This is a genomic window from Dactylosporangium darangshiense (assembly GCF_039537565.1).
GTDB classification, from domain to species: domain Bacteria; phylum Actinomycetota; class Actinomycetes; order Mycobacteriales; family Micromonosporaceae; genus Dactylosporangium; species Dactylosporangium darangshiense.
This window is the reverse complement of record NZ_BAABAT010000026.1, coordinates 76,633-97,743: the sequence shown is the minus strand read 5'-3', so window position 1 is coordinate 97,743 and position 21,111 is coordinate 76,633. Positions and strand designations below refer to the sequence as shown.

Here is a 21,111-nt window from a genome sequence, read left to right as displayed (position 1 = left end):
ATACGCTCCGTAGTCGGTTACGGGGACGTTTCGGCGGGGTGACTCGCCATCAAAGCCGTGCAATCCGGACAGACCCCCGCTGTGACGACTACCACAGGTAGCCGATCAAGGGATGTATCACGGTTTCGTAACGACAAACTCCGGAGGTTCTTTTCTGAAGATAGAGCCTCATGAGTTTGCCCACAAACACCGCAAAGCCCGCATCTCGAAAAACTCGGCATTGCGCAGTTGGCGCGCCCGGTGGTTAGTTAACACGCGTAACTAACGAGGGTGGCCGCCATCCGCCCGAAACGTTAGTCACCGCGCGACAGAGGGTCGGCGCCCTGCGTCCAGCGGCTGCTCATCGCAAGCGCGGTCGGCGCGCGTCTTGCCTGGCTGGATCCCCATCAGCTCAGGAAGGACACCCGCAATGGCACCATCCCCGCGCCGGTGGAGACGGCTGCTGACCGCAGCCGGCCTCGCCGCCGGCAGCACCGTCGTGGCGGCCGTGGCCAATGCGCCCGCCGCCACCGCGATCACCCTGCCGGCCAGCGACTATCAGCACGTACAGCTGGCCCTGGGCAGCGCCGAGCTCGGCGAGGCTATGTCCCTGGCGGTCATGCCCGACCGCACGGTGATCCACACCGCCCGGGACGGCACAGTCCGCGTCACCGACGCCGCGGGCAACACGAAGGTCGCCGCCAAGCTCTCCGTGTACACCCACGACGAGGAGGGGCTGCAGGGCGTCGCCGTCGACCCCGGCTTCGCCACCAACCGGTGGGTGTGGCTGTACTACTCGCCGACTCTGTCCACGCCGTCCGGCGACGCGCCCGCCACGGGTACCACCGCCGACTTCAACGCGTGGAAGGGCCACCTCAACCTGTCCCGGTTCACCGTGAAGTCGGACAACACGCTGGACCTCGCCAGCGAGAAGGTCGTCCTGACCGTCGACAACGACCGCGGCCTGTGCTGCCACGTCGGCGGCGACATCGACTTCGACGCGCAGGGCAACCTGTACCTGACGACCGGTGACGACACCAACCCGTTCGAGTCGGCCTCCTACGCGCCGATCGACGAGCGGACCAACCGCAACCCGCAGTACGACGCGCAGCGCTCCGCGGCCAACTCCAACGACCTGCGCGGCAAGCTGCTGCGGATCCACCCGAACACCGACGGGACGTACTCCATCCCGGCCGGCAACATGTTCGCGCCGGGCACCGCGAAGACCCGCCCGGAGATCTACGCGATGGGCTTCCGCAACCCGTTCCGGATGAGCGTCGACAAGCCGACCGGCGTCGTGTACCTCGGCGACTACGGCCCCGACGCCGGCGTCACGGACCCGAACCGCGGCCCCAACGGCCAGGTCGAGTTCGACCGGGTCACCGGGCCGGGCTTCTACGGCTGGCCGTACTGCACCGGCACGAACACCACGTCGGAGACCTACAACGAGTGGGACTTCGCGGCCAACGTGACCGGCCCGAAGTACAACTGCGCCGGCGGCCCGACGAACAACTCGTTCCGCAACACGGGCCTGACCACCCTGCCCGCCGCCAAGGCGAGCTGGATCCGCTACGGCGGCGACGCCGGCAGCCCGCCGGAGTTCGGCGGCGGCTCCGAGTCGCCGATGGGCGGCCCGGTGTACCGCTACAACGCCTCGCTCAACTCGGCGGTGAAGTTCCCGCAGACGCTGGACGGCAACTTCTTCGCCGGCGAGTACGGGCGCAAGTGGATCAAGCCGGTCAAGATCAACGCCGACGGCTCGCCGGGCGAGATCTCGACCTTCCCGTGGGCGGGCACGCAGGTCATGGACATGGCCTTCGGCCCCGACGGCGCGCTCTACGTGCTCGACTACGGCACCGGGTCGAACAACCAGGCGCTGTACCGCGTGGAGTACATCGGCGGCGGCAACCGCGCCCCGATCGCGAAGATCACCCCGGACAAGACCTCCGGGCCCAACCCGCTGACGGTGAACTTCTCCTCGGCGGGCAGCTCCGACCCCGAGGGCGGGGCGCTGACCTACGCCTGGGACTTCGACGGCAACGGTACGACCGACTCGACCGCCGCCAACCCGTCGTTCACCTACACCACGAACGGCACGAAGACCCCGACGCTGACGGTGAAGGACCCGCAGGGCCTCACCGGCTCGGCGAGCACGGTCATCACGGTGGGCAACACGACGCCGACGGTGAAGCTGAACCTGCCCGCCAACGGCCAGCTGTTCAGCTTCGGCGACACGGTGCCGTTCAACGTGACGGTGACCGACCCCGAGGACGGCACGATCGACTGCTCGAGAGTGACGGTCACGTACTTCCTCGGCCACGACCAGCACTCGCACCAGATCACGTCGAAGACCGGCTGCACCGGCTCCATCACGGTGCCGGTCGACGGTGAGCACGACGCCGCGGCGAACATCTTCGGCATCTTCGACGCCTCCTACACCGACAACGGCGGTCTGACCGGCCACGGCATCTCGACGCTGCAGCCGCGCCACCGCCAGGGCGAGCACTTCGGCGCCCAGTCCGGCGGCGTCCAGATCGCCAGCCACGCCACGGCCGAGGGCGGCTCGACGGTCGGCTTCATCGACAACAACGACTGGGTGTCGTTCACGCCGTACCTGCTCAACAACGCCACGCAGTTCACCGCGCGGGTCTCGTCGGCCGGCGCCGGCGGCACGATCGAGGTTCGCGCCGGCTCGGCGACGGGCACGCTGCTCGGCACCGCCACGGTGACCCCGACCGGCAGCTGGGACACGTTCGCCAACGTCACGGCGAACATCTCCGGCGCGCCGAGCACGGCCACCACGCTGTACCTGGTGTTCAAGGGCGGCGCGGGCAACCTGTTCGACCTCGACGCGTTCACGTTCACCACCGGCACCTCGAGCACCCCGGTGGTGAGCCTGCGGTCGCTGACGAACAACCTGTACGTGTCGGCGCCGAACGCGACGACCGCGCTGATCGCCAACTCCTCGACGATCGGCACGGCGCAGCAGTTCGACATGATCGACCTCGGCGGCGGCAAGATCGCGCTGCGGGCGAGGTCGAACAGCCAGTACGTCTGCGCCGAGAACGCGGGCGCCAACCCGCTGCTGGCCAACCGCGCGGCGGCCGGCTCGTGGGAGACGTTCAACCTGATCCGCAACTCCGACGGCAGTGAGAGCCTGCAGGCGACGGTGAACAGCATGTACGTCACCGCCGAGAACAACGGCGCGGGATCGCTCATCGCCAACCGCACCGCGATCGGGCCGTGGGAGAAGTTCGACCTGATCGGGGCCTGATCAGTAGCACGTGCCACTGTAGGTTGTTGGATATTGATGAGTGACTCTTGACACTTCACGTTTGAACGTGAGTGTATGTGTCGATCCGTGGGGGTGTGCTGAGCGCCCCCACGGATCGGCCGCGGTCCGCCACCGCGGTTTCGGCACGCCTCGAGGAGTCTCTCCATGAAGCTCTCCAGACGGGTCTCGCTGGCCCTCGCCCCGCTGCTCGCGACCGCCGGCGTGCTGGTCGCCTCCGCGCAGCCCGCCGGCGCCTGGACCCCCAAGACGCCGCCGATGACGACGCCGTGGACCAACTCGGTGTCCACGACCGACCCGCTGCCCGAGTACCCGCGACCGCAGATGACCCGCGCGGACTGGGCGAGCCTCAACGGGATCTGGGACTTCGCCGTCACCGGCAGCGGGCAGACGACGCCGCCGGGCACCTTCGGCGAGCAGATCCGGGTGCCGTTCCCGGTCGAGTCCGCGCTCTCCGGCATTCAGCGGAAGATCACAGAGAACGACAAGATGTGGTACCGCCGGACGTTCACGATCCCCGCCAGTTGGAGCGGCCGGCGCGTCCAGCTGAACTTCGGCGCCGTCGACTGGCAGACCACGGTGTGGGTCAACGGCACGCAGGCCGGCGCGGTGCACAGCGGCGGCTACGACGCCTTCACCTACGACATCACCCCGCTGCTGGGCAGCGGGACCAACACGATCGTCGTGGGCGTCTACGACCCGACGGACGCCGGCACCCAGGCAGTCGGCAAGCAGCGGCGCAACGACGTGCTCCCGCACGCCGGCGGCGGCATCTTCTACACCGGCGCCTCCGGCATCTGGCAGACCGTGTGGCTGGAGCCCACGCCGACGGCCAGCATCACGCGCGTCGACCTGGTGCCCAATCTGTCCAACAACACGCTGTCGGTGAACGCGCAGGGCACGGGCCTGTCCGGGCAGACGGTGACCGCCACCGTCTCCACCGGCGGCACGACCGTCGGCACCGCGAGCGGCAGCCCCGGCACCGCCTTCTCGGTCTCCGTGCCCAACGCGCACCGCTGGACGCCCGACGACCCGTTCCTCTACGACGTGAAGGTCGAGCTGCGCAGCGGCTCCACCGTCGTGGACTCGGTCGGCAGCTACGCCGGCATGCGCTCGATCTCCGTCGGCAGCGTCAACGGCAAGCTGCGCATCCTGCTCAACGGGCAGTTCGTGTTCCAGACCGGGACGCTGGACCAGGGGTACTGGCCGGACGGCATCTACACCGCGCCGACCGACGCGGCCCTGCGCTCCGACCTGCAGGCGCACAAGACCATGGGCTTCAACATGGTGCGCAAGCACATCAAGGTGGAGCCGCAGCGCTGGTTCTACGCCGCCGACCAGCTCGGCCTGCTCGTGTGGCAGGACATGCCGGCGATGCCGACCGGCAAGACGCCCACGACGGCGGCCCGCACCCAGTGGGAGGCCGAGTTCCACCGCATCATCGACCAGCACCGCAGCTCGCCCGCCCTGGTCATGTGGGTCGACCAGAACGAGGGCTGGGGCCAGTACGACCAGGCCCGCATCGCCGGCGACGTCAAGGCCTACGACCCGTCGCGGCTGGTGAACAACATGAGCGGCGTGAACTGCTGCGGCTCGGTCGACGGCGGCAACGGCGACGTGGTGGACAACCACATCTACGTCGGGCCGGGCGCCACCCGCCCGTCGGGCACCCGCGCCGCGGTGCTGGGCGAGTTCGGCGGCCTGGGCCTGCGGGTGTCGGGCCACGAGTGGTCGCCGGGCAACGGCTTCAGCTACGAGGACCAGGCCAGCGCCGCGCGGCTCAACGACCGGCTCAACGGCCTCTACGAGCAGCTGCGCACCGGCGGGCTGCCGCAGGGCCTGTCCGCCTCCGTGTACACCGAGATCACCGACGTGGAGAACGAGAGCAACGGCCTGCTCACGTACGACCGGCAGGTGGTCAAGGTCGACGCCGCCCGCCTGCGGGCCACCAACCAGGCACTCATCGCGGCATCGGGCAACCCGGTCGCCCCTGCGACGCTGCAGACGGGGGTCTACAAGTCGCTGCGGGCGACGACGGCGTGCTGCACCAACCGGTACATCCGCCACCAGAACAGCCTCGGCTATACCGAGGTCGTGGACGCCAACAGCAGCACGCTGCTGAAGCAGGACGCCACCTGGCGGGTCGTGCCGGGCCTGGCCGACTCCTCGTGCTACTCGTTCGAGTCGCGCAACTTCCCCGGCCAGTACCTGCGCCACCAGGCGTTCCGGGTGCGCAAGGACGCCAACGACAACTCGGCGCTGTTCAAGGCCGACGCGACGTGGTGCGCGCAGCAGGCCTCGGGCGGGGTGCGGCTGACGGCCTGGAACTTCCCCGGCCAGTACCTGCGCCACTACGCCGCAGAACTGTGGCTCGCCACCCCAGGCGGCCCGAACGCCTACGACGGCTCGGGCCTCTTCGTCGAGGACACCACGTGGTCTGTAGACGCTCCTTGGGCGCCGTAACACCCGCTGGCGCTACAGCGGCCCTCAGGCCGCTGTAGCGCCACCGCCTGGCTTGGGAGACGGCGGCCCCTGGGGCGCTCTGTAACGCCGCCTGGCGCTTGGCGCCACAGCGGGCCTGGGGCGTTGCAGTGCCGCCTGGGCCGGCGCCACAGCGGGCCTGGGCCGCCGTGGCGCCTCCCCATTACGACGCCGGCCCCTCGCGCTCGCGAGAGGCCGGCTCTTTGCTCTTGGCACCGCGGAGGTGGCAGGGAGACGCGCCAGCGTCGACCGGTGACTGGTGGGAACAACGGTCGTCAGTTGCGCGGACCCGAGTCGATGAAAGGTTCTTAGGCTCGCATCACCGTGGCGATCGGTATTCGGGCGGCGCGCATGGCCGGGATGGAGCCGCCGAGCAGGCCGGCGACCAGGCCCGCGATCACGCCGGCGACGCCGGCCTGCCATGGGAAGCCCATGTCCTGCAGCTGCGGCACGCGGTCGCCGAGTATGCGGATGCCGACATCGAGCGCCGCGGCGGCGACCCCGATCGCGGCGGCCGCGGTCAGCAGGCCCGTGAGCAGGGTCTCGGCGAGCACGATGCCGGCCAGCAGGACGCGCGGTGTGCCGACCGCGCGGCGCAGGGCGAACTCCTCGACGCGCTCGCCGACCGTTGCCAGGCCGACGTTGAGGATGCCGGCGACGCCGATGAGCAGGACCAGGCCGGCCATGCCGAGGAAGATCCAGCGCAGGATCTTCAGCTCCTGCTCGATGTTCTTGCGGGCGTCGACGACGTTGACGTTGAGGGCCTCGCGCGGCACGCCGGCGGCGACGAGCTTGCGGATGAGCAGGCTCTCCGTCTCACCCGCGGTCGGCGAGAACATGACCTCCAGGCCGGGGCCGCTGGAGATGTACATCTCCTTGGGCGACCCGCCGTCGACCGCCTGCTGCACCGTGGCGCCGGCGGGCTCGGCCGGGGCCAGCCAGTTGCCGATCTCGTCGGCGCGGGCGTAGGCCATCGGCTGCTCGTTGCCGTCGTCGATGACGCCGATGATGCGCGGCGTCGGGTTGGCGGTCGCGCCGTCGATGCGCATCTCGGCCGGGATGCGGTAGCGGTTGAACCCGACCGCGGCGGCCTTGTTGATGACGATGCGCGGCGAGTAGGAAGGCTGGCCCGAGAAGTCCAGCCAGGTCCCGGAGACGGGGCGATACGGCCGGAACTGGCGAACGTCGTTGACCATCGCGACGAGCATCACCTCGATGGCGGCGCCCGGCGGCGCGGCTCCCGACTCGTCGACCGGCACCGGGCGGCAGTTGCCGGTGTCGTCGCAGCGGATCTCGTACCGCGCGTTGGGACCGTAGCCGCCGCCATACATCTCGGGGTGCTCGAGCGGGGAGGCGCCCGGGTTGATCGGCTTGACCTTCGGCTCGCCGATGATCGCCTGCATCGTGTAGCTCGCCGCCACGCCCTGCTGGCCCTGGAGCGTCTCGCGGGTGACGTCCATCGCCTGGCCGATCGGCGGGACGTAGATGGTCCGGGTGCCGTCCTTGCCCAGGTGCAGCTCGATGTCGGCCAGCTGCAGCGTGCGGGCGGTCTCGGCGGCGGCCTGCACGGTGACGACCGCGAGCACGCCCAGGAACAGCGAGATCATCGACAGGAACGTGCGCATCTTGCGGGCGCGGATGCCCTGCAGGCCGATGATCAGTGCGGAGCGGAACCTGCCGGAGAGACGGATCATGCCGGCACCAGCTCCACCTGGCGCAGGACGCCGTCCTCCAGGCGGAGCACCCGCTGCATCTTGGCGGCGTGCGCCTGGTCGTGCGTGACGAGGATGAGGCCGCAGCCGCGGTCGGTGGCGGCCCGCATGACCTCGATGACGAGGTTGCCCGTCTCGGTGTCCAGGGCGCCGGTCGGCTCGTCGGCCAGCAGCATCCGCGGCCCGCGCACCAGTGCCCGGGCGATCGCGACCCGCTGCTGCTCGCCGCCGGAGAGCCGGGCCGGGCGATGCTTCGCGAGGTGTGCGATGCCGACCTGGTCCAGCGCCTCGAGCGTGCGGGCCCGCCGCTTGCGCCGCGGCAACCAGCCCTGCCCGTTGACCAGCGCCATGGCCACGTTCTGCGCGGCGGTGAGGTGCTTGAGCAGGAAGAAGCGCTGGAAGACGAAGCCGAACTCGGCGCTGCGCAGCGAGGCGGCGCGCCGCTCGGAGATGCGGGCCAGGTCGCGGCCGCCCATGAAGTAGGTGCCCGAGTCGGGCCGGTCGAACAGGCCGATGAGGCTCAGCAGCGTGCTCTTGCCCGAGCCGGAGCGGCCCAGGATCGCCACGCTCTCACCCTCCCCGACGGTGAGGTCGACGCCGTCGAGGATGACGCGCGGCTGCTGCTGGCCCTTGAGGGTCTTGGTGATCCCGGCGAGCTCGATGATCGGCGTCATTTGCCCATCCCGGGCTGACCTTCGCCGCCGCCCTTCGCGGCCGGGATGTTGGGCCCGGGCACGGCGACGGTCTCCTCCTCGGTCACGCCGGACTTGATCTCGATGACCTTGCCGTCGGTCAGGCCGAGCGTCACCTCGCGGATCTCTCGGCTCTGGTCGGCCTTGATCACCTCGACCTGGCCCTTGCCCTGCGAGCCGGCGACCGCCTCGACGGGCAGCACCAGCACGCCGGCGGCCTTCGCGGTGACCACCTCGACGGTGGCGGCGGCGCCGTTGATGAGCTTCGTGTTGGCCGGGCCGACGCAGACCAGCCGCATCCCGGTCGACTCCGACGGCTGCTGCGGCTGCCCCTGGGTCGGCGGCGCCGCCGGCGCGGTCGCGCTGGGGTTGACCGCCGGGGCCTTGGGCTCGGGGATCGTGCCGCCGGGCAGCGCGGCGAGCGTGCCGAGCACGGTGCACGGGAACGGGCCGGGGCCGTTCTTGATCTGGGCGGTGACCGACTGCAGCGAGTCGGAGACCTGGTATGCCTTGGAGCCGTCGATGTCGGCGACGATGCCGTAGCCGGCCTGGCGGGCCGAAATGATCGGCATGCCGGCGGTCACCTTCGAGCGGTCGTCGACGAGCCGCCCCGCGAACACGGCGCCCGCCGGCACCTCGACCGCGGTCGCCTTGCCGTTGACCCAGATGTTGGCCACCTTCGTCGGCTTGGTCGGCGTGCCGGTCGGCGCCTTCACGTCGAGGTAGCGCACCTCGCCGTCGATCGGGGCGACGAGCCCGAACGTGGGGCCCAGCTCGACCTTGCCGGAGAGGCTGACCTTGTTGGTCAGGTCCTGCCGTGTCGGCTTGGCGGTGGTCATGACGGTGCCCCGCTCGGCCAGGCCCGGCGGCGGCTGCTGCGCGGCGGAGGACGGGGTGCAGCCGGCGGCCAGGCCGAGCACAGCGAGTAACGGCAGGAATCTTCGCACCGGGCAACTCCCAACGACGATTTCGCGGTCCGATCGAAGTTCGCCAAAGGTTAACCGCCGGTCGGCGTGGACGGCTGCCCCGTGGCAGGGTGAGGAAGAAAAAACCACACAGCGTGCGGGGCCCGGACACGCAGCGGCCCCGCCCCCACGAATAGACGAGGGTGGGGCCGCTCGGGGTTGTCAGATGAGCCGCGGTAGGTGTATCCGCCGACGCCCGACGGGGTAGTCACCCATGACCGTGTGGACGACGCAGGATGAGATCTGGCCCTGCTCGCCGGCCGGGGGCAGGTGGGCTGCAAGAGTGGCACTGTCAGGCAGTCCGGGTGGCAATAGGGTGCGAAACATGGCTCTGTGGAAACCGGATCCGACGTTCTATCCGTCGCCGCGCGACGCGGCGTCGGCCCCGCCGGAGAAGCTCGCCTATGTGGGCGCGTTCGACCGGGCCGGGGAGCGCCACGACGCGATCGCCGTGCTGGACACCGATCCCGCCTCGGCCGCCTACGGCACCGTGGTCGGCTGGACCGACGTGCCGGGCACCGGCGACGAGCTGCACCACTTCGGCTGGAACGCCTGCAGCAGCGCGCTGTGCCCCTACGCGCCCCACCCGCACGTGGAGCGCCGCTACCTGATCGTGCCCGGGCTGCGATCGTCGCGCATCCACGTGTACGACACCGGCCCCGACCCGCTGCACCCGCAGCTCGTCCGTGTCCTGGAGGCCGAGGAGCTGGCCAAGCGCGCCGGGTACTCCCGCCCGCACACCGTGCACTGCGGCCCGGAGGGCATCTACGTCTCAGCGCTCGGCGGGGCCGACGGCGCCGACGGCCCCGGCGGGGTGGCGCTGCTGGACCACACCTCGTTCGACGTCCTCGGCCGCTGGGAGATCGACCGCGGCCCGCAGTACCTCGCGTACGACGTCTGGTGGCACCTGGGCTACGACATCGTGGTCACCAGCGAGTGGGGCACCCCGTCGATGATCGAGGACGGCGTGGTGGGTGAGTTGCTGCTCGGTCGCAAATACGGCCACGCGCTGCATTTCTGGGACCTGCGCAAACGCCGGCACCTGCAGACCGTCGACCTCGGCGACGAGCACCAGATGGCACTCGAGCTGCGCCCCGCGCACGACCCGACCAAGGACTACGGTTTCGTCAACGTGGTCGTCAGCGTCGAGGACCTGTCCGCGTCCGTCTGGGTGTGGCACCGCGAGGCCGGGAGCTTCAAGGCCACCAAGGTCATCACGATCCCGGCCGAGCCCGCCGACCCGGCTCTCCTGCCGCCGGTGCTCCAGCCGTTCGGCGCCGTGCCGCCGCTCGTCACCGACATCGACCTCACCCTCGACGACCGCTACCTGCTGGTCTCCTGCTGGGGCACCGGCCGCCTGCAGCGCTACGACGTCTCGGACCCGTTCCACCCGGTCCAGGTCGGCGAGGTACGCCTCGGCGGCATCGTCTCGCGCAGCGCCCACCCCGCCCATCCGGAAACGCCCCTGTCCGGCGGCCCCCAGATGGTCGAAATCAGCCGCGACGGACGTCGTGTATACGTGACGAACTCCCTCTACGGGGCGTGGGACGACCAGTTCTACCCCGACGGCGTCGGCGGCTGGATGGCCAAGCTCGACGTCACCGCCCGGGGTGAGCTGGAGCCGGACCCCCGCTTCTTCCCACACGGCGAGGCCTTCCGCGGCCTGCGCGTGCACCAGACGCGCCTCCAAGGTGGCGATGCCTCGTCGGACTCGTACTGTTTCCCGTGATGTCGACCGCTTCGGTGCTGGCCCTCTTCGCGATGGGCGCCTTCCACGGCCTCAACCCGGGCATGGGTTGGCTGTTCGCCGTGGCGATCGGGTTCCAGGAGCGCAGCCGCGCGGCCGTGCTGCGCGCCCTGGCCCCGATCGCCGCCGGCCATGCTGTATCGATCTTCGTCGTGGCCGGCCTCGTCGCCGGCCTGCAGTCGGTGCTCGCCACCCGCGCGGTCGCCATCGGCGGCGGCACGGTCCTGGTCGGCTTCGGCCTGTGGCGCGCGCTGTCGCGGCGCCACTTCCACTGGGCCGGCATGCGCCTCACCCCGCTGCAGCTGTCCGGCTGGTCCTTCCTCATGTCGAGCATCCACGGCGCCGGCCTCATGCTGGTCCCAGTCCTCGTCGCCGGCGGCGTCAGCACCGCCCACGCGCACCATGGCATGGCCGCCCAGGCCACCGCGCCGCTGTGGGCCGGGTTCCTCGCCACGGCCGTGCACACCGCGGGCATGGTGAGCGTGGCCGGGGTCGTGGCGCTGCTGGTCTACCAGGTGGTCGGCCTGCGCATCCTGCGCTCCGCCTGGATCAACCTGGACCGCATCTGGGCGTTCGCCCTGGTCGGCGCCGGCATCGCCACGGTCGCCGTGGCCGTCTAGCGCCGTCTTGTGCCGGCCTCCGGCGGCGCCGGGTCCGCGCCCGGATCGAGCCACGCCGACCGGCCGCCCGCGGCGGCGCGTGCCGGCAAAGGCGCGTGCCGACAGAAGCGCGTGCCGACAGAAGCGCGTGCCGGCAAAGGCGCGTGCCGGCAGAGGCGCGTGCCGGCGCGCACGACTGCGTCAGCGGCCGGGCGAGCGGGTCAGTCCCGACTCGTACGCGATGACGACCAGCTGCGCCCGATCGTGCGCGCCGAGCTTCGTCATCGCGCGGTTGACGTGGGTCTTCGCGGTGTGCGGGCTGACCACGAGGTGAGCGGCGATCTCGTCGTTGGACATGCCGGTCGCCACGAGCCGCACCACCTCGCGCTCGCGGTCGGTGAGCAGGGCTCCGCGCCCGGCGTCCGCGGGTGTGCGCACCTCGGGCTCGGACAGGAACCGGGCGATCAGGCTTCGCGTCGCCGCGGGTGAGAGCAGCGCGTCGCCTCGGTGCACGGTGCGGATGGCGTTGAGCAGCTCGCCCGGCTCGGCGCTCTTGCCGAGGAACCCGCCGGCGCCCGCGCGCAGCGCCTGGAAGACATACTCGTCGACCTCGAACGTCGTCAGGATCAGCACCCGCACGCCCGCCAGGCCGGGATCGCTCGTGATCAGCCGCGTCGCCGCGAGCCCGTCGAGGTCGGGCATGCGGATGTCCATGAGCACCACGTCGGCCCGCGTCTCCCGGGCCAGCTCGACCGCCCGCCGCCCGGTCGCCGCCTCCCCCACGACCACGATGTCCTCGGCCGCGTCGACGAACACCCGGAACCCACTGCGGATCAACGGCTGGTCGTCGGCCAGCACCACCCGGATGACGCCACCGTCACCCGCGGCCGCTGCGGCGCCACTGAGTCCGGTCATTCGGGCGCCTTCCGGCGCCGATGGACGCCGGACTCGGGAAGCGTGCGCGGCCCGGCGACGCGCGGCGCACGGGAAGGGAGGACGCCGGGCGGGTGGGCGGAGGCGATGTCGGCCAGCAGGCCGGGTGCGACCGAACGGGGCAGGATGGCCGTGACCCGGAAGCCGCCGTCCGGGCGCGGGCCGGCGGCGAGCAGGCCGCCCAGGGCCTCGACTCGCTCGCGCATTCCGACCAGGCCGTGGCCGAAGGAGGGCTGCGGCCCGTGCCGAGCCGGCAGCGCCGGGCCGGCGCGAGGAGCGCGACTCGGGGCGGGTCCGTTGTCGATGCGGACCTCCAGCGAGTCGGGCGTATATCGGAGGCGGATGTGGACGGGCGCCGAGCCGGCGTGCTTGCAGGCGTTGGTCAGGGACTCCTGGACGACCCGGTAGGCGGTCAGGTCCACCGCCGTCGGCACCGCCAACGAATCCTCGGGATCGCTCGCCACCGTCTCAACGGCGACCAGGCGCTCCGCGGATCCCGAGGGGTCCGAACAGCTGGAGATGCGTGCAAGGCCCGAGCCGGGAGGTGGGTGGGAGGAGCGGCGGAACGACTCCACCAGGTCCGGCAGGCCGGACAGGCCGGGCAACGGGTCCACCGGCGGCGGGTCCTCGTCCGGGCGCCGAAGCAGGCCGATCGTGTCGCGTAGCTCCTCCAGGGCCGCGCGGCCGGCCTCACGCACGTGGGACAGGGCCTCCCGGGCGCGCGGGGGCTGTGACTCCAGGAGCTGGGCCGCGACGCCGGCCTGGACGTTGATGAGGGCGAGCTGGTGGCCGACCGCGTCGTGCAGGTCGCGGGCTATGCGCAGGCGCTCCTCGGTGACGCGGCGCAAAGCCTCGGCCTCGCGGTCCTGCTCGGCGCGGTGGGCGCGAGACTCGACCTCGGCCAGGTATTCGCGGCGGCTGCGGGCGCCGTCGCCGGCGGCGACCGCCAGGGCACCCAGCGCGGCCAGCGCCAGATTTTCGGCGCCGAGCCACGACGACGGCTTGACCAGCATGTGGAAGCCGGCGAAAGCGAGGACCGCGAGGACGCCGATCGTCAGGGCGCGGCGGCGACTCTCGGACTCGGCGACGGTGTAGAGGGCGATCAGCGGGGCGGCCAGGATCAGGGCGCCGTTGGTGGTGCTGTGGTTGAGGACCAGGTAGACCTCCGCCGCGATCGAGCTGGCCAGGAACGCGGCGAACGGGTGGCGGCGGCGCAGGAGCAGGGCGGCGCATGCCACGAGCACGGCCGACAGGGCGGCGGGCTCCAGGGGGCCGGCCGTCGGGGCGCCGTGGGTGGTGACCAGCACGACGACGCCCACCACGAGCGCGATGGTGAGGTCGATCCGCATGGGTTCACGGTAGGCGGGGGGTACGACAAAAACGTCCCACGCCTGCGGTATTGGCAATGCCGCGGCGAGGTGACGACGCGGCGCGCCGCGGCGGCGATCGTGAAGGCCATGACATCGGTACGAATACGAGATCTCACCAAGCGCTACGGCGACGTCGCCGTGGTGGACGGGCTGACGTTCGACGTTCCGGCCGGGGCGGTCACCGGGTTTCTCGGGCCGAACGGGGCGGGCAAGACCACCACGCTGCGGATGCTCGTCGGGCTGGCGCGGCCGAGCGCGGGCGAGGCGCTCATCGACGGGCGGGCGTATCGGGAGCTGCGCGAACCCCGGCGTACCGTCGGCGCGGTCCTGGAGTCCGGCGGCTTCCATCCTGGTCGTCGTGGCCGGGACCACCTCCGGATCCTCGCCGGATCGGCCGGGCTGCCGGCGGCGCGGGTCGACGAGGTGCTCGACGAGGTCGGGCTCGGCAACGCCGCGCACCGGCGGGTCCGCACGTACTCACTGGGCATGCGGCAGCGGCTCGGGCTCGCCGGCGCGCTGCTCGGCGACCCGGGGCTGCTGGTCCTCGACGAGCCGGCCAACGGCCTCGACCCGGCGGGCATGGCGTGGCTGCGCGGCCTGCTGCGCCGGCGCGCGGCCAGCGGGGGGACCGTGCTCGTGTCCAGCCATGTGCTGGCCGAGGTGGCGCAGACCGCGGACCACATCGTGATCGTGCACGAGGGGCGGCTGCGCCACGAAGGGGCGGCCGGCGCCGACCTGGAGCAGACGTTCCTGCAGGCGACGGGGGTCGGACATGCTGGCTGAGGTGCGCAAACTGACGACCGTGCGGGCGCCGTGGATGCTGCTGGCCGCCGCGCTCGCGCTCGTCGCGGTCGGTGCGGGGAGCCGGCTGGCGAAGCACCCCGAGGACGCGGCCGGCGCCGCCGCGCACGCCGGGCTCGCGGCGCTGTTCCCGCTGGTGCTGGGGATCATGGCGATGGCCGGCGAGTACCGCCACCGCACCATCGCGGACACCTACCTCTCCACGCCACGGCGCCGGCGGGTGCTGCTGGAGAAGCTCATGGTGTACACCTTGCTGGGAATCGGCTTCGGAGTGGCCGGCGGCGCCGTCGCGCTCGTCCTCGTGCTCGCCCGCAGCGGCTCACCGGTGCCGTATTCCACGCTCGCCGGGGCCATCGGCTGGAACGCTGCGTTCGCCGCGATCGGGGTGGGGCTCGGCGCGCTGATTCGCAACCAGGTGGCCGCCATCGCCGGCGCGCTCGCCTGGCTGGCGCTCATCGAGGGCGTCGCCGCCGAGCTGGTGGGCGACGATGCGGCGCGCTGGCTGCCGTTCCGCGCGGCGACGGCGCTCGGCGGCATGCCGGCCGGCGGGCTCTCGCAGGGCACCGCCGCGCTCGTGCTCGCGGGCTACGTGGTGGCGTTCACGGGCGCGGCTCTCGCGCTGCAACAGCGGGATCTTCCTTAGCGTCGTAGCGCTCCTGGGCCGCCGTGATCTCCGGCATCTCGGACTCGACGAGGTCGATGAGTTCGAGCAGCTTGCCGGCGATGCGGCGGCCCGGCTCGGTCAGGCTGTACTCGACCCGGGGCGGGATCGCGCTCACCACCTCGCGCACCACCAGCCCGTCGCGCTCGAGCGCGTGCAGCGTCTGCGACAGCATCTTCTCGCTCACGCCGTCGACCCGACGGCGCAGCTCGTTGAAGCGGTGCGTGCCCGCGAGGAGCGCAGCCATGGTCAAGATGCCCCACTTGCCGGCAACGCGCTCCATGACGGGACGCGACGTGCAGTTCTTCGCGAAGACGTCGAACACGAGCTGCTCGAGGGACATGTCACTATGCTAACCCGGAGGCTTGCACTTTCTAAAAGTTAGTGCCTACGATCCGGTAATGACAATCACGGTCACCGGTGCGACCGGGCACCTGGGCAAACTCATCCTGGCCGAGCTGAAGGGCCACGACGACGTCCGCGGCGTCGCCCGCCGTCCCGAGGCGGTCGACGGCGAGGCCCGCTACGGCGACTACGACCGGCCGGAGAGCCTGGTCGAGGCGTTCGAGGGCACCGACGCGCTGGTCTTCATCTCGGCGAGCGAGTTCGGCAAGCGCGGCCCCCAGCACCGCGCGGTGGTCGAGGCCGCCGTCGCGGCCAAGGTCGGGCGGATCATCTACACGAGCATCACGCGGGCCGACACCAACCCGATCCCGATCTCGCCCGATCACAAGGCGACCGAGGAGCTCATCCAGGCCTCCGGGCTGCCGTACACGTTCCTGCGCAACAACTGGTACCTGGAGAACTACACCGGCAACCTGGCCGGCACGCTCGAGCACGGCGTGGTCCTCGGCTCGGCCGGCGACGGCCGGATCGCGGGCGCGACCCGCGCGGACTTCGCCGCCGCGGCGGCCGTCGTGGCGAGCCGGGACGGCCACGAGAACCGGATCTACGAGCTCGGCGGCGATCGGGCCTTCACGATGACCGAGTTCGCCGCGGCGCTGACCGAGCGTTTCCAGACCCCGGTGTCGTACCGCGACCTGCCCGTCGACGACTACGCGAACGCGCTGGCCGGCTTCGGCGTGCCGGCCGGGTTCGCCGCGGTCCTGGCGCAGTCGGACGGGGAGATCTCGAAGGGCGCGCTGGACGTCGTGACGGGCGACCTCAGCGGGCTCATCGGGCGGCCGACGACGAGCGTCGAGGAGTTCCTCGCGGGCCTGGAGCGCTAGGACTCCAGCAGGTCGGCTATGCGCACCAGGGCGGCGAACCGGGCTGGGATCGCGGCGGGGTCCGCGATCCGGCCGGCCTCGTACGTCATCAGCTCGTCGCCGTGCAGCGTCCACTCCGGGAGGCGGCCGGCAACGTGCTCGGCGACGAGGTCTCGGCCGAACATGCCGCGGACGAGCTCCGGGCGGTCGGCGGAGATGCGGTAGGCGCTGTCGAAGGGCTCGTGGCCCAGGGCCGTCGCGCGGTCGCCGAACAGGGTGCGGCCGAAGCGGGACATGGCGCCGCGGCGGTGCACGGCGACGGCCGGCCAGGAGCGAGGGAGGCGTACCACGTACAGGACGTAGTGGTGCGTGGAGCTCGTGGTCGACGTTGCGCCGTTGGCGCCCGGCGTCGTGGACGTGGTCGTGTAGTGGTACTCGGCGATCGACACCGGGCGGCCGCCGACCAAGCCGGACAGGGCGAGGGTGACGCCTCGGCGGTTGCGGCCGGGCATGCGGCGCCACCACTCGACCTGGGGCCGGGGCTGGTACTGCCACTGGTTGCGGACCGCCCAGTACTGCAGCATCTCCCGGCGGCGGCGCTCGCGGCGCGCGCTGAGGACCGCGACGACGATCGCCAGCGCCAGGAAGGCGCCCAGGCAGACGGCGCCTCCGAGCACCACCGACGAGTCCATAGACCCACGCTAATCGGCGAGGGCCCCGCACGCCCGCCCGGAACGGCCTGAGACCGGGCGGACGTGCGGGACGTGTGAGGGCCGGACTATACCGGTGCGGCCAGCAGTGTGGCCAGGGCTTCGGCCGTTTCGGGGTGGGTGGACAGAAGAGCGAGCGGGTGCGGCGCCGGTGCTCCGGCCTCCTGCCAGGCCGGCCCCAGACCGAGCGCGGCGGCCAGGGCGTCCGTCGTCGCCGGGTGCGCCGCCAGGAAGGCGGCCGCCGGGTGCGCGGCCGGTGCGGTCGCGGATCGGGCCGGTGCCGGCGACGCGAGCCACGGTGGCACGAAGGCGTCGACCGCCGGCAGGGTGGCCGGGAACGTGCGACCGGCCTCGCGGATGAGCAGCGGGACCAGCTCGCCGGCCTGGTCGCGCAGCGTCGTGATGAGCGTCGGCAGCCAGGGCAGCAGCACCGGGTCGGGCAGCTTCGCGAAGGCGTTGGACATGAACTCGACCACGAACGGGGTGAGCTTCGGCGCCGGGTCGAGCGCCTGGATGAAGCCGCTGAGATACTGCGGGACCGACGGCACGACCAACGGGTTGCCCAGCAGGTCGGCGCACCGGGCCCGCAGGTCGGCCAGGGGCAGCAGGCCCAGCTGGTGGTGCGCCGACCACAGCAGGGCGACCTTGGCCGGGCTCTCCGGGTGCGACTGGCGCACGGCGAGCTCGAGCTGCGCCCGGTCGCAGCCCAGCGACAGCGCCAGGCTCTCCATGGTGAATAGGAAGCCCAGCATCGCCGCGACCTGCCCGACGCCCGTGTCGTCCTCGACGAACGCCGTGGGCAGCAGCGTGCAGTAGTGCGCGTAGCCGGCCGTCACGAACGACTCGCACCAGGCCGGCAGCGTGGGCTCGCTCGATCGGTAGTACGCCAGCAGGCGCCGGATGCGCCGCAGCACCTCCGGCGCGTCGTCCACGGTGCGCTCGGCGGCGAGCAGCTCCACCGCACGGGAGCCGAGCTCGTCGGTGAAGCGACGGCTGCCGAGGAACAGGATCGAGTCCTCGACGGCGCGCAGGGCGACCGCCGCGGTGGCGTCGGGCGCCCAGACCGAGCGGCGCAGCCGCTGCTCGACGACCTGCTCGACGGTCACGCCCTCGTAGCCGAGCTCGATGATGTAGCGCTGGTGCTTGCCGATCGAGAGGTCCCAGCTCTCCTGGATCGACTTCTCGCCCAGCCGGCGGGTGCCCATGATGGGCCGCACCGCGCCGTCGGGCAGCAGATAGCGCAGCATCCACAGCAGGTGCGAGGCCGGGCCGAGCTCGGGCCGGCCGGCCAGGTCGAGCAGGGCCCGCTGCACCGTCGACCGGGTCAGGTCGAGGCCGATCGGGGCGAGCCGGTCGTAGACGTCGCGGGCCAGCGGCGGCAGCGCCTCGTAGCCGACCTGGCCGACGCGGTCGCCGCCGAGCAGGATCTCGCACAGCCGCCGCACGTCGCGCCGGCCGGGCACGACGTCCTTCTCGATGCACGTGACCGCCGCGTCCTGGAAGTCATACGGCGTGGGCCGCGCCCGGTTGCGCATGCCGGCCAGCAGGATCGACGTCTCGAACACCGCGATGGCGTCGGCGGTGCTGGCCAGGTAGCCGTTGCGGCGGGCCAGCCGCACGATGTCGACGCACCAGCCGAGCAGCTCCTCCTCGTCGAGCCCGTCGAGGACGGGAGGGCTGGCGAGGAAGCCGCTGAGCCGGTCGTCGACGGGCTCCGGCGGCGCGCCGGCCCCGGCCGCGGCGACGGCCTTGCGCTTGCGCGCGCCCTTCTGCCCCTCGAGCTGGAACGGCGTCAGCCGCTCCCGGACGATCGCCTTCTGCCACGTCGCCGCCGCGATCGACACCGAGCCGGACGCGAGGCCGAACTGCGCCTCGATGGCCGAGTGGCTGGACGGGATGAGCCCGTAGAGCCACTTCGTGTCGGTGCGGGGGCTGATCTCGAAGTCGGGCACGCCCTCTGCGGTGCCGAACTCGTCGACCCGGCTGGCGGCGTGGAAGGCGCCGCAGACGTAGAGGCAGTCGGCGCGGTCGACGCCGGTGCGGGCCAGGTGCTCGCGCATCCGGGTCCACATGTACCGCTCGCGGTCCTCGTCGACCGCCACGCGCCGGGTGTCGGCCGGCGCGAGGCGGCGGAAGAGGCTGCCGATGAGCACCATGACCTGGCGGTAGGTCGCGTAGTCGGCGCCGGCGAGGGGCTGCTCGACATACTGGTCCCACCACTCCGACCAGTGCCGCACCTTGCCGTGGTGCAGCAGGTGCTGCTCGAGCTCGGCGAAGCGCGGGCGCAGGTCGCCGATCTCGATGCCGACGGCGTCGCCGTGCAGGTCGGCGTCGTCGGACTCCTCGGCGCCCTCGCCCGAAGGGGCCTCGTCCTCGCGCGGCTGCCACTGGAACACGTGGTCGGTGGAGCGGTCGACCAGCACCAGCTCGACGCCGGGCGTGTCGAGGGCGTAGGCGATCGCCTGGTACTCCGCGGACGCCTCGGTGATCGGCGCGACGACGCTGAGCGGCCCCCAATCCTGCGGGAAGCCGTCCAGCTGCGAGGCGAACGCCTGCAGGGCGACCGGGAGCCGGCAGTTGCGCAGCTCGCCGAGCAGCGGCGTCATGTCCTCGCACAGCTCGAGGTAGATGACCTTCGGCCGCTTCTCGCGCAGCCGCCGGACCATCGCCAGGCCGGACGCCGGCGAGTGGTGGCAGACCGGGAAGATCTCCAGCTCCTCGCGCAGCGCCCGGTCGACGTCGTCGACGATCCCGGCCAGGATCTCGGGAACGGCGCCCGGCCCCTCGGCGAAGGCGGTCGCCGCCTCCACCATCTCGGACCGCAGGGCATCGAACGAGCTCATGACAACGTGGCGATCGCCTGGCGGCCGCCCTCGAGGAACGCCGGCCACTCGCCGCCGTCGTCCTTGCTGCGCGGCTCGACGACGCCGTGCCAGTACTTGTTCAGGATCGCGAGGTCCTCGGGGCTGCGCCGGGCGAGCGAGCCGACCAGCGAACCGGCGAGGGTCTCGGCGCGCAGCTTGCGGTCGCCGAAGAACGTGCTGTGCAGGATCGCGTCCTCGAGCACGCCGATCTGCTCGGCGGTGGACAGTGCCGACTCGAGCTTCTCGTCGTCGCTGGTCGCCGAGGCGGCCGCGGCGCGCAGGTCGGCGAAGCTCTGCAGCAGGATGTCGAGCAGGTTGGGCGGCACGTCGAGCTCGATCTGGTGCCGGCGCAGCAGCTCGCTGGTGCGGAAGCGGACGATCTCCGCCTCGCTCTTCTTGTTGGTGACCACCGGGATGCGCACGAAGTTGAAGCGCCGCTTCAGCGCCGAGGACAGGTCGTTGACGCCCCGGTCGCGGCTGTTGGCGGTGGCGATGATCGAGAAGCCGGGCTGCGCGAAGACGATGTTGTCGTCGTCGAGCTCGGGGATCGACACGTACTTCTCGGACAGGATCGAGATGAGCGCGTCCTGCACGTCGCTGGTGGAGCGGGTCAGCTCCTCGAAGCGGCCGATGACGCCCTTCTCCATCGCGGTCATGATCGGCGAGGGGATCATCGAGGCCCGCGACTGGCCCTTGGCGATGACCATCGAGACGTTCCACGAGTACTTGATGTGGTCCTCGGTGGTGCCGGCCGTGCCCTGCACGACGAGCGTCGAGTTGCGCGAGATCGCCGCGGCGAGCAGCTCGGCGAGCCAGCTCTTGCCGGTGCCGGGGTCGCCGATGAGCAGCAGGCCGCGGTCGGAGGCGAGCGTCACGATGCTGCGCTCGACGAAGCTGCGGTCGCCGAACCACTTCTGCGAGATCTCGCGGTCGAGGCCGTCGGCGCGCTCGGAGCCGAGGACGAACAGGCGGACCATGCGCGGGCTGAGCCGCCAGGAGAACGGCTTCGGCCCGTCGTCGATCGACTCGAGCCAGTCCAGCTCCTCGGCGTATTTGACCTCGGCGGGGGCGCGGAGCATGTCGGTCATGAGGGGGTC

The 21,111-nt window shown here is 71.6% G+C and carries 16 protein-coding genes; 7 read left to right on the top strand and 9 right to left on the bottom strand.

The window, feature by feature from the left end:
• Positions 1 to 409 precede the first annotated feature (409 nt).
• Both ABD901_RS36325 and ABD901_RS36320 read left to right on the top strand, forming a co-directional pair.
• A complete protein-coding gene (locus ABD901_RS36325; RefSeq protein ID WP_345134102.1) occupies positions 410 to 3,253 on the top strand; it encodes a PQQ-dependent sugar dehydrogenase in 2,844 nt (947 codons plus the stop codon).
• A gap of 165 nt (positions 3,254 to 3,418) precedes the next feature.
• Positions 3,419 to 5,734: an AbfB domain-containing protein gene (locus ABD901_RS36320; protein ID WP_345134099.1), complete on the top strand. Its 2,316-nt coding sequence runs from the start codon at positions 3,419 to 3,421 to the stop codon at positions 5,732 to 5,734.
• A 326-nt stretch (positions 5,735 to 6,060) separates the two neighbouring features.
• On the opposite strand, the gene ABD901_RS36315 is transcribed toward ABD901_RS36320, so the two are convergent.
• Genes ABD901_RS36315 through ABD901_RS36305 form a run of 3 tightly spaced genes read right to left on the bottom strand, consistent with a single transcriptional unit; the run spans position 6,061 to position 9,103 of the window.
• Positions 6,061 to 7,446 carry an ABC transporter permease gene (locus tag ABD901_RS36315; protein WP_345134095.1) on the bottom strand — a complete coding sequence of 462 codons (1,386 nt, stop codon included), beginning with the start codon at positions 7,444 to 7,446 and terminating at the stop codon, positions 6,061 to 6,063.
• Positions 7,443 to 8,138, bottom strand: coding sequence for an ABC transporter ATP-binding protein (locus tag ABD901_RS36310; protein ID WP_345134092.1), 696 nt, complete (start codon positions 8,136 to 8,138; stop codon positions 7,443 to 7,445). The genes ABD901_RS36315 and ABD901_RS36310 overlap by 4 nt, the downstream gene beginning before the upstream one ends.
• On the bottom strand, positions 8,135 to 9,103 hold the full coding sequence (locus ABD901_RS36305) for an efflux RND transporter periplasmic adaptor subunit (RefSeq protein WP_345134089.1): 969 nt from the start codon (positions 9,101 to 9,103) through the stop codon (positions 8,135 to 8,137). Before ABD901_RS36305 ends, ABD901_RS36310 begins: the two co-directional genes overlap by 4 nt.
• Positions 9,104 to 9,446: 343 nt before the next feature.
• Here ABD901_RS36305 and ABD901_RS36300 point away from each other — a divergent pair, with 343 nt between their 5' ends.
• A complete protein-coding gene (locus ABD901_RS36300) occupies positions 9,447 to 10,850 on the top strand; it encodes a selenium-binding protein SBP56-related protein (RefSeq protein WP_345134086.1) in 1,404 nt (467 codons plus the stop codon).
• Entirely contained in the window at positions 10,850 to 11,488 is a 639-nt protein-coding gene (locus ABD901_RS36295; RefSeq protein WP_345134083.1) for a hypothetical protein, read from the top strand. The genes ABD901_RS36300 and ABD901_RS36295 overlap by 1 nt, the downstream gene beginning before the upstream one ends.
• Positions 11,489 to 11,668: 180 nt before the next feature.
• Here the strand turns inward: ABD901_RS36295 and ABD901_RS36290 are convergent, their stop codons facing one another.
• Both ABD901_RS36290 and ABD901_RS36285 read right to left on the bottom strand, forming a co-directional pair.
• Positions 11,669 to 12,382 (bottom strand): response regulator transcription factor, encoded by a 714-nt coding sequence (locus ABD901_RS36290; protein WP_345134080.1) that lies wholly within the window; start codon positions 12,380 to 12,382, stop codon positions 11,669 to 11,671.
• On the bottom strand, positions 12,379 to 13,749 hold the full coding sequence (locus ABD901_RS36285; RefSeq protein ID WP_345134077.1) for a sensor histidine kinase: 1,371 nt from the start codon (positions 13,747 to 13,749) through the stop codon (positions 12,379 to 12,381). Before ABD901_RS36285 ends, ABD901_RS36290 begins: the two co-directional genes overlap by 4 nt.
• A gap of 108 nt (positions 13,750 to 13,857) precedes the next feature.
• Here ABD901_RS36285 and ABD901_RS36280 point away from each other — a divergent pair, with 108 nt between their 5' ends.
• Both ABD901_RS36280 and ABD901_RS36275 read left to right on the top strand, forming a co-directional pair.
• Positions 13,858 to 14,553, top strand: a complete 696-nt coding sequence (locus ABD901_RS36280; RefSeq protein ID WP_345134074.1) for an ABC transporter ATP-binding protein — start codon at positions 13,858 to 13,860, stop codon at positions 14,551 to 14,553.
• 1 nt (position 14,554) lies between these two features.
• Entirely contained in the window at positions 14,555 to 15,214 is a 660-nt protein-coding gene (locus ABD901_RS36275) for a hypothetical protein (protein WP_345134070.1), read from the top strand.
• Here the strand turns inward: ABD901_RS36275 and ABD901_RS36270 are convergent.
• The gene (locus ABD901_RS36270) at positions 15,171 to 15,575 is read right to left on the bottom strand and encodes a winged helix-turn-helix transcriptional regulator (protein ID WP_345134067.1); all 405 of its coding nucleotides are present in this window, start codon (positions 15,573 to 15,575) and stop codon (positions 15,171 to 15,173) included. The genes ABD901_RS36275 and ABD901_RS36270 overlap by 44 nt on opposite strands.
• A gap of 58 nt (positions 15,576 to 15,633) precedes the next feature.
• Between ABD901_RS36270 and ABD901_RS36265 the strand changes: the two genes are divergently transcribed.
• Complete coding sequence (locus ABD901_RS36265; protein ID WP_345134064.1) at positions 15,634 to 16,461, top strand: SDR family oxidoreductase; 828 nt, start codon at positions 15,634 to 15,636, stop codon at positions 16,459 to 16,461.
• Here the strand turns inward: ABD901_RS36265 and ABD901_RS36260 are convergent.
• The 3 genes from ABD901_RS36260 to ABD901_RS36250 all read right to left on the bottom strand — a co-directional run bounded on the left by ABD901_RS36260 (position 16,458) and on the right by ABD901_RS36250 (position 21,102).
• The gene (locus ABD901_RS36260; protein ID WP_345134062.1) at positions 16,458 to 17,132 is read right to left on the bottom strand and encodes a hypothetical protein; all 675 of its coding nucleotides are present in this window, start codon (positions 17,130 to 17,132) and stop codon (positions 16,458 to 16,460) included. The two genes, ABD901_RS36265 and ABD901_RS36260, sit on opposite strands and share 4 nt — an antisense overlap.
• A gap of 86 nt (positions 17,133 to 17,218) precedes the next feature.
• Complete coding sequence (locus tag ABD901_RS36255; RefSeq protein ID WP_345134059.1) at positions 17,219 to 19,993, bottom strand: DUF5682 family protein; 2,775 nt, start codon at positions 19,991 to 19,993, stop codon at positions 17,219 to 17,221.
• A complete protein-coding gene (locus ABD901_RS36250; RefSeq protein ID WP_345134057.1) occupies positions 19,990 to 21,102 on the bottom strand; it encodes an ATP-binding protein in 1,113 nt (370 codons plus the stop codon). Before ABD901_RS36250 ends, ABD901_RS36255 begins: the two co-directional genes overlap by 4 nt.
• Positions 21,103 to 21,111 lie beyond the last annotated feature (9 nt).